The organism is Micromonospora sp. CPCC 205539 (assembly GCF_036906815.1).
GTDB lineage: Bacteria > Actinomycetota > Actinomycetes > Mycobacteriales > Micromonosporaceae > Micromonospora.
Map to the genome: position 1 here is coordinate 21,360 of NZ_JBAKHW010000060.1, position 8,603 is coordinate 29,962.

Consider the following 8,603-nt stretch of genomic DNA (forward strand, 5'->3'; position numbering starts at 1 on the left):
CGTCGGGCCCGTGCTCCGGCGTAGGCTTGGCCCCCGGAGTGTTGTTCCCCACAGACCTGCCAGTGCAAGGAGTCGCCCCGTGACCGCCGGTCGCCCGCCCCGCGTGCTCATCGACGCCACGAGTGTCCCCGCCGACCGTGGTGGTGTCGGTCGCTACGTCGATGGCCTGCTCGGCGCCCTCGGCAAGGTGTGCGGGTCGGGGGTGGAGCTGGCCGTCGTCAGCCTCCGCACCGACCTGGAGCGCTACACCCGGATGTTGCCCGGTGCGGAGATCATCCCCGCTCCGGCCGCCGTGGCACACCGCCCGGCCCGGCTCGCCTGGGAGCAGACCGGGCTGCCGCTGCTCGCCCAGCAGGTGGGCGCGCACGTGCTGCACTCGCCGTTCTACACCTGTCCGCTGCGGGCCGGGTGCCCGGTTACGGTCACCGTGCACGACGCGACGTTCTTCACCGAGCCGGAGCACTACGACAAGTCACGCCGCACGTTCTTCCGCAGCGCCATCAAGACCTCGCTGCGCCGCGCGGACCGGGTGATCGTGCCCAGCAAGGCCACCCGGGACGAGCTGATCCGGCTGCTCGACGCCGACCCGACCCGCATCGACGTGGCTTACCACGGGGTCGACCAGGCCGCCTTCCACGCGCCCAGCGAAGAGGAGAAGGCGCGGGTGCGCGCCCGGCTCGGATTGGGCAACAGCAGCTACATCGCGTTCCTCGGGGCCAAGGAGCCGCGCAAGAACGTCCCCAATCTGATTCGTGGCTGGGCCCGCGCGGTGTCCGACCGGGTCGATCCGCCAGCGCTGGTGATCGCCGGCGGTCAGGGGCACGACGAGGACATCGACCGCGCGGTGGCCGAGGTCCCGTCGCACCTGCGGCTGCTGCGCCCCGGCTACCTCCGCTACGCCGACCTGCCCGGCTTCCTCGGCGGCGCGCTGGTCGCCGCCTACCCCTCGTACGGTGAGGGCTTCGGGTTGCCGATCCTGGAGGCGATGGCGTGCGCCGCCCCGGTGCTGACCACGCCCCGGCTCTCGCTGCCCGAGGTGGGCGGCGACGCCGTCGCGTACACCTCGGAGGACCCGGACCAGATCGGCGACGACCTGGCCTCCCTCCTGGACGACGAGCAGCGCCGGTTGTCCCTGGCCAAGGCCGGCTTCGACCGGGCCAAGGAGTTCACCTGGGAGTCCAGCGCCGAGGTGCACATCGCCGCCTGGAGCCGGGCCCGCTCCTGACCGTCCGGGCCGCCCGGGTGGCAACCCGCCATCCGGGCGTGGTCCGTCGGGCATGATGTGCGGATGCTCTATGCGGTCATCCCGGCGGGTGGCAGCGGCACGAGGTTGTGGCCGTTGTCCCGCGCCAATCACCCCAAGTTCCTCCATCCGCTGACCGGTTCCAACCTGTCGCTGCTCCAGGCGACGGTGGAACGGCTCGGGCCGCTGACCACACCGGATCGCACCCTTGTGGTCACCGGTGCCGCGCACGTCGCGGCGGTGGCCCGGCAGTTGACCGGGCTGCCTGAGGAGAACATCCTGGTCGAGCCCTCACCACGTGATTCCTGCGCGGCGATCGCACTCGCCGCCGCCGTGATCGCCCTGCGCGAGCCGGAGGCGGTGATGGGCAGCTTCGCCGCCGACCACCTGATCGGCGATCCGGAGAGCTGGGTGCGGACGGTCCAGGAGGCGGTCCGCGGCGCTGAGCAGGGCATGCTCATGACGGTGGGCATCACCCCGACCCGACCGGAGACCGGCTACGGCTACCTGGAGACGAGCGACGCGGCCGGGGACACCCCGTGGCGGCCGGTGGCCGAGTTCAAGGAGAAGCCGGCCGCCGAGGTCGCCGAGGCGTACGTCCGATCGGGCCGGCACCTGTGGAACGCGAGCATGTTCGTCTGGCGGGTGGACGTGTTCCTCGCCGAGCTGGCGCGTCAGCAGCCCGCCCTGCACGCGGGGGTCACCGCGATCGCCGCCGCCTGGGGCACCCCGGAGCAGGACAACGTGCTCGGCACGGTCTGGCCGACCCTGCCGAAGATCTCCGTCGACTACGCGGTGATGGAGGGCGCGGCCACCGCCGGGCGGGTGGCCACCGTGCCCGGCGACTTCGGCTGGAACGATGTCGGTGACTTCCACACCCTGGGTGACGTGCTGCCGACCGACGCCGCCGGCAACGTGGTGCTCGGCACCGACGCCAAGTCGGGTGTCCTGCTGCGCGACAGCGCCAATCTGGTGGTGGTGCCGCAGTCCGGCCGGTTGGTGGCCGTCCTCGGGTTGCGTGACCTGATCGTCGTGGACACCCCGGACGCGGTGCTGGTCTGCCCGCGCGACCGGGCCCAGGACGTCAAGGCCCTGGTCGACGAGCTCAAGGAGCGGGGCGAAGAGGGCTACGTCTGAGTGCGGCGAGGGCCGGCGCGACAAGTTGCACGGTCCCGCCGGCCAGCGGCTCGGGTAGCTGGTCCGGCGGGAACCAGCCCAGCTTCTCGGCCTCGTCGCTGACCTGCTCCACGGCGCCGGGCGGGGCGAGGACGGCGAAGCGGACGTCGTAGTGGCGCGAGCCGCCCTGGCAGGCCACCTCGTGCACGTCGATATCGATCGGCACCGGGTCGATGCGCAGGCCGACGATCCCCGATTCCTCGGTGGCCTCGCGCAACGCGGCGTCGACGAGGGTCTGATCGACGGGTTCGCAATGCCCGCCGAGCTGCACCCACAGGCTGAATGTGCCGTGTAGGCAGAGCAGCACCCGCGAGCCGGTCGCGTCGAGCACCAGCGCGCTCGCGGTGACGTGCCCGGGCACGTGCTCCCGCATCATCGCGACCGGGCCGGCGGCGAGCAGGGCGAGGGTGCGGTCCCGCGCCTCGGCAGCGGCCGGGCGGGTCGGCTGCCACCCGTCCAGCAGCGCGATGGCGTCGGCGTGCAGCGCCGCGTACGCCTCGGGGTTGGTGGGTTGGGCGGTGGGTCCGGTCGCGGTGTCAGGCACCCCGTCACTGTACGAGCGCAGGCTCCGTACCCTGGCGCGGTGACCCTGCGACTGCGCGAATTCGTGGTGGCCGGCAACGAGGCCAGTGACCTGCTGCCGGTCCGGTCCGCGGCGTTGTTGCGCGCCCACGGCGCGCGGCAGGGCTTCTGGACCGTGCTCGACGAGGGTCCGGTGGAACGCTGCCTGGCCCTGCTGCTCGAGTTGGACGACGGCGAGTGGACGGCTCGGCACGTCCTGGCGGACGCCGGCGTGGAGAACGGCCGGACCGAGGACGGTGAGGCGCTCGCCCACCATGACGGCTGGGTGTACGTGTTCGGCTCGCACTTCGGCTCCAAGGGCGGTCCGCTGCGGCCTCGGCGCGCCTTCGTGGCCCGGTTCCGGGAGGACGACGCGGCGGCCGGGCCGTTGCCGGTGCACGTGGTGCGCAACCGGTTCCGGCTGCACCGGGCGATGAACGACGCGCTGGCCGGTGCGCCGCTGACCCCGTTGCCACCGGGGAAGCAGGTGCGGGACCGGTTCATCGTGGAGACCCTCGCCCGGGGGACCGCCCGGGCGAAGAGTTGGGTGAGTCGGCTCGCCCCGGACGACCTGCCACTGAACGTGGAGGCGGCGGCCTTCACTTCGGCCGGTACGGTGCTGCTCGGGCTGCGCTTCCCGGTCACCGAGGCCGGCGAGCCGATCCTGGTCGAGGTGGCCGGCGTGCCGGGCATGTTCGCGGCGGAGCCGGCCTGGCCCCGGGCCGTGCGGGCGTACGCGGTCACCGGCGTGACCCCGGCGGGCGCGTTGACCGGCTTCCGGGCGATCACCCCGACCCCGGACGGCGGATACGACGGGGTGATCGGCTCGATCGACGCGCTCGGCAAGGGCTCGGTGCTGCTCGACGACCACCCGGGTGGGGGCGACGTCACCTCGCGGCACGTCCGGTTCCGGCTGCCGGCCGGCGGGTCGTCCGCCGCGGCCCCGGACGGGCACCGGCTGGTCGGTGCGTTGGTAGCGGACCTGGCGCCGTTCCACCACGTCGAGGGATTGGCCGAGCTGGACGGGCGGCCCTACTACGTCACGGACGAGGATCACCGGGTCGCGCTCTGGCTCGGCTGAGCCGGCCGCAGGACGTGTCGACGAGATGACCGGACGGCACCCCTGCGGTACAAGGGCCGCAGACCCTCGTGGTGCCGCCCGATCACCGGCCTCCCCCGGCCCCGGTGCGCCCCGACACCGGACACGTCAGTGACGCGTCAGTGTCGTGCTCGGGCATTGGAAGCATGCCCAACCGTCCCCGGGGGCGTCGAGGTTTTTCAGCCCAGGCTTAAACGTGGAGATAACTGCCGCCCGGGTAGAGTGCGAACAGTCACCTGGCACCCCCCTGCCGGTGACACGGGAGCCCCCATGCTGAAGATCCACTTTTCCGGCGAGGACATCCTTCGGACCCGGGTGGCACCGGCCGCGGACCCGGTCTGGGAGCTGGTCCTCAGCCTGCACCTGCTGCAGGGCCGCAACCGGGACCCGCTCACGGCGAACTGGCGGCGCACGGTGTCCCGGGAGCTGCGCCAGGACACCACCTCCGACCAGCTCCGGCTCCTCTTCGCGCTGAGCCCGCCGCGCGGCTACTTCCCCGACTTCCTCACCCCCTACGCCAGCGTGGACGGCTTCGAGGCCGGGCTGGACGCGGTCCGCAGCACCCCCAGCGGGCTGCTGAACCGGGACCTGACCGTGCTGGCCACCGAGAACACGCTGCCCACCTCGGCTGCCGCGCTGGCCCGGGGTGAGGTGACGGCGCTGAGCCACCTCGCCGAGTCGATGACGCAGTACCGGTCGCTGGCGATCGACCCGTACTGGGGTCGGATCCAGGCCGCGGTCGAGGCGGACCGGACCCGCCGAGCCCGCGTCATGCTCGACGGCGGCGTCGAAGGGCTGCTGACCAGCCTCCGGCCGGCGATGCGCTGGGAGAACGGCGTGCTCGAGGTCCGCGATTACCCGCACAGCCGCGAGCTGCACCTGGACGGTCGCGGCCTGCTGCTGGTGCCGTCGTTCTTCTGCGCGGGCACCCCGGTCGCCCTGCTCGATCCGGCGCTGCCGCCGGTGCTGGTCTATCCGGTGGACCGGCTGGGTGGCCTGGTGCCCGCCGACGGGTCCGGACCGGCCGCGGCGGCCACCAGCCGGGAATCGCTCGCCGCGCTGCTCGGCCGGACCAGGGCGGCGGTGCTGCAGGCCAGCGACGACGGCTGCACCACCGGCGAGGTGGCCCGGCGGCTCAACATCTCACCGGCGGCGGCCAGTCAGCACGCCACCGTGCTGCGCAACGCCGGCCTGCTGGTCAGCCACCGGGACCGCAACACGGTGCTGCACACATTGACCCCGCTCGGCCGGGCCATGCTGGACGCCTGACCCGGCCGGCTCTTCACAGGGCGAGCGACGCGCTGGCCGGGCTGCCGGCGGGCGGGGGCAGCAGGGTCGACGCGACGCCCTCGGCGGCCAGGGCGACGCGCAGTCGGTGCAGGTCGGCGCCGAAGCGGACCAGATCCATCGGCTCGACCGGGGCCGGCGGCGAGCCGAGCACCAGCGCGGTCGCCTCGTCCGGCCAACCGGCCACCTCGGCGACCAGGCCGGCGTGCACCTCGGCCTCGTCGACCAGGGTGAAGACCGTGCCGGGGGCGACCACCTCGGTTACCGCGTCGATCGCCCGCCGTACCGCCGTCAGGTCGACCGGCGTTGGGCTGGCACCGTCGGTCAGGGTGGCGGCGTCGGCCAGCCCGGTCGCCCGGGCCTCGGCGGTGCCCAGGGAGAAGAGGTCCTGCGCGGCGTCGCGGATCAGCGCCCGCGCGCCGTCCGCGTCGTCGTCGGACCGCGTGGAGGAGAGGTAGCCCCGCACCACCGCGACCGGCACCTGGTCACACTTGCCCTTGATCAGCTCGCCGGCCCCGGCCAGCTCGTCGACCACGGCCATCTGGGTCAACTGCAACTCGTTGCCGTACGGGTCCACCTCGCCCCGGTGGTCGCGGATGGCCGGCATCCCGGCCACCCCGAGCGCCACGTCGGTGAGCCCGTTCCGCCACGGCCGGCCCATCGTGTCGGTGATGATCACGGCGACGTCCAGGTCGTAGCGCTCGCGCAGCGCGGCCCGAAGTGCCCGGGCCGAGGCGTCCGGGTCCACCGGCAGCAGAACCAGCCGGGTCTTGTCCACGTTCGACGCGTCGATGCCGGCGGAGGCCATCACGAAGCCGTGGTGGGTCTGCACGATCCGGGTCGCACCCCGACTGGCCACCACTCGGGCGGTCTCTCCGGCCAGCACCTCGTCCCGCGCGGTGAGCCGCTCGGGCCCGTCCGCCGGCACGTCGACGAGACGCCCCTCGGCCTTCGAGACGATCTTGCTAGTGACCACCAGCACGTCGCCGTTGCGCAGCCACGGCGCGGCCGTCGCGATCATCGCCGCCAGGTCGTCGCCTTCACTCACGTGGCCGATGCCCAGCACCGGCAGGATCTCCAGCCTCACGTCAACTCCACCGCGGCGCGGACCATCGCCACCGTCGCCGCCTCGTCGGTCATCCGCAACGGCACCGCACGGACCGTCACCTCCGGCACCACGGTGCCCGCGTCCTCCTCGGCCACCAGCCAGCCGTCCAGCACCCCGCCGGCCGACCGGCCCCCGTAGAGCCGACCCACCCCGGCCGCGCTGCACTCGACACCGAGCACCTCGAGGCAGCGGTCCGCCATCCCGCGGACCGGAGCGCCGCCGATGATCGGTGAGAGGCCCACCACCGGAGCGGGCCCCGCGGCCACCGCCTCGCGCAGCCCCGGCACCGCCAGCACCGGCGCGACGCTCACCACCGGGTTGCTCGGTGCGACCAGCACCAGGTCGGCCGCGCCGATCGCCTCCAGGACCCCGGGCGCCGGCTTCGCCGACTCCGCGCCGACGAAGACGAAGCGGTGGGTGGGGATGTCCGCCCGGTACCGCACCCACCACTCCTGGAAGTGGATCGCGCGCTGACCGTCGTCGCCGTCGACCACCGCGTGGGTCTCCAGCCGGTCGTCGGTCGCCGGCAGCACCCGTACGCCCGGCTCCCAGCGGGCGGCCAGCGCCTCGGTGACCGCGTGCAGCGGGTAGCCGGCGTTGAGCATGGTGCTGCGTACCAGGTGGGTGGCGATGTCCTTGTCGCCGAGGCCGAACCAGGTCGGCTCCGCCCCGTACGCGGCCAGCTCCGTCTTGACCGTCCAGCTCTCCCCGACCCGGCCCCAGCCCCGCTCGGGGTCGGCACCACCGCCAAGGGTGTACATGACGCTGTCCAGGTCGGGACAGATCTTCAACCCGTGCAGCCACAGGTCGTCGCCGACATTGACCACGGCGGTCACCTCGGCGCCGACCTCACGGGCGTACGCCCGGACGCCGAGCAGGAACCGGGCGCCACCGATGCCGCCGGCCAGAACCACGATGCGCATGTCGACCATCCTCGCGCACGTGACGCCTTCGATTGACCGCCGGCCCGGGAGACTAGGCTCACGGGCGCCCTGTCCGTTCATGCCCTGAGGGGGAGCTCGTGACCAGCCCCGCCGAGCCCGCGTCCACCGACGCGACGCAGGCCCGCCAGCTGACCAAGCCGCTACGCGAAGTGGGTGCGCTCGCGCTGCTCGGCGCCAACGCCGTGTTCCTCTTCGTGGGGCTGCTCCGCCTGCTCGCCCCGACCGACTACAGCTCCTTCACCGGCCGCGCGGGCAGCACCTTCTTCACGTTCATCGGCTTGGAGTCGGTGATCCTGCCGCTGCTCGCCGTGCTGCTGGCCACCCACATCTCGCCGGTACTGCCCAAGGCGAAGCTGATCACGCAGGTGGCGCTCGGTGAGTACGCCGCCAGCGCACTCCTCGGCACGCTCACCCTGCTGGTCTGGTTGGTGGCCCAGCTCGCCGAGGCCGAGGTGCTCGAGGCGCTGCTCGGCGTGCTCACCCGCTTCGCGTACCTGATGCTCTTCGCGGTCGCCGTCTGGGTGGTCTTCACGCTGTGGCGCACCCTTTACTACGTGCCCAAGCCCAAGCCGCAGCCGGGCGTCTACGGCCAGGCGCAGCCGGGCTGGCCGCAGCAGCAGGGCGGTTGGCCGGCTCCGGGGCAGCCCGGTGGCCAGCCGGCGGGCGGGTGGGGCCAGCCCGGTCCCGGCCAGCCCGGCGGCTACCCGCCGGCACAGTTCCCCGGCCAGTACGGCCAGCCCGCACCGCCGTACCAGCCGGCACCGCAGTCCGCGCCACCGTTCGGGGGCGCCCCGCAGTCGGCCCCGCCGTTCCCGCAGTCCGCGCCGCCGTTCCCGCCGGCTCCGCAGTCCGCGCCGCCGGCCCCGCCGGTCGACCCCGCGCCGCAGTCGGCCCCGCCGGTGCCGTCGGCTCCGCCGGCGCCGTCCGCGCCGCCGTTCGGGCAGCCGCCGTCGGCCGACCCGACCCAGGCCATCCCGCGTCAGCCCGCCGACCCGACCGAGGCGATCTTCCGCCCCGGCGACGACGACCGCACCCAGCAGATCAACCCGGACCAGCCCCGCTGAGTCCCCGCGCCGCCCGCGCGCTCACTCGCGCGGGCGGCGCCCCCTCAATCCCGTCCCCGCCCCGGTCCGCGCCGTCCCCGCCCCCGTCCGCGCCCTCCCCGCCCCGGTCCGCGCCGTCCCC

At 73.8% G+C, this 8,603-nt stretch carries 8 protein-coding genes; 5 read left to right on the forward strand and 3 right to left on the reverse strand.

The features are described from left to right. Window positions 1–79: 79 nt before the first annotated feature. Window positions 80–1,225: a glycosyltransferase family 4 protein gene (locus V6V47_RS30580; protein WP_334631990.1), complete on the forward strand. Its 1,146-nt coding sequence runs from the start codon at window positions 80–82 to the stop codon at window positions 1,223–1,225. Between the two features lie 63 nt (window positions 1,226–1,288). Beyond that, complete coding sequence (locus V6V47_RS30585; RefSeq protein WP_334631991.1) at window positions 1,289–2,380, forward strand: mannose-1-phosphate guanylyltransferase; 1,092 nt, start codon at window positions 1,289–1,291, stop codon at window positions 2,378–2,380. On the opposite strand, the gene V6V47_RS30590 is transcribed toward V6V47_RS30585, so the two are convergent. Then, a complete protein-coding gene (locus tag V6V47_RS30590; protein ID WP_334631992.1) occupies window positions 2,349–2,963 on the reverse strand; it encodes an NUDIX hydrolase in 615 nt (204 codons plus the stop codon). The two genes, V6V47_RS30585 and V6V47_RS30590, sit on opposite strands and share 32 nt — an antisense overlap. 39 nt (window positions 2,964–3,002) lie before the next feature. On the opposite strand from V6V47_RS30590, the gene V6V47_RS30595 reads away from it, so the two are divergent. Beyond that, entirely contained in the window at window positions 3,003–4,061 is a 1,059-nt protein-coding gene (locus V6V47_RS30595) for a hypothetical protein (RefSeq protein WP_334631993.1), read from the forward strand. Window positions 4,062–4,349: 288 nt separating this feature from the next. Next, on the forward strand, window positions 4,350–5,348 hold the full coding sequence (locus V6V47_RS30600; RefSeq protein WP_334631995.1) for a winged helix-turn-helix domain-containing protein: 999 nt from the start codon (window positions 4,350–4,352) through the stop codon (window positions 5,346–5,348). 13 nt (window positions 5,349–5,361) lie between these two features. Here V6V47_RS30600 and V6V47_RS30605 read toward each other — a convergent pair whose 3' ends face one another. Both V6V47_RS30605 and cofD read right to left on the reverse strand, forming a co-directional pair. Continuing rightward, window positions 5,362–6,453, reverse strand: a complete 1,092-nt coding sequence (locus V6V47_RS30605) for a coenzyme F420-0:L-glutamate ligase (protein ID WP_334631996.1) — start codon at window positions 6,451–6,453, stop codon at window positions 5,362–5,364. Beyond that, complete coding sequence (gene cofD, locus V6V47_RS30610; protein WP_334631997.1) at window positions 6,450–7,397, reverse strand: 2-phospho-L-lactate transferase; 948 nt, start codon at window positions 7,395–7,397, stop codon at window positions 6,450–6,452. Before cofD ends, V6V47_RS30605 begins: the two co-directional genes overlap by 4 nt. A gap of 98 nt (window positions 7,398–7,495) precedes the next feature. On the opposite strand from cofD, the gene V6V47_RS30615 reads away from it, so the two are divergent. Further along, window positions 7,496–8,482, forward strand: coding sequence for a hypothetical protein (locus V6V47_RS30615; RefSeq protein WP_334631998.1), 987 nt, complete (start codon window positions 7,496–7,498; stop codon window positions 8,480–8,482). The last annotated feature ends 121 nt before the right edge of the window (window positions 8,483–8,603 follow it).

What these genes read in the sequence shown, in the direction of transcription:
- cofD (WP_334631997.1), bottom strand. Translation starts at nt 7,397, where the DNA reads ATGCGCATCGTGGTTCTGGCCGGCGGCATCGGTGGCGCCCGGTTCCTG.
- V6V47_RS30585 (WP_334631991.1), top strand. Translation starts at nt 1,289, where the DNA reads ATGCTCTATGCGGTCATCCCGGCGGGTGGCAGCGGCACGAGGTTGTGG.
- V6V47_RS30600 (WP_334631995.1), top strand. Translation starts at nt 4,350, where the DNA reads ATGCTGAAGATCCACTTTTCCGGCGAGGACATCCTTCGGACCCGGGTG.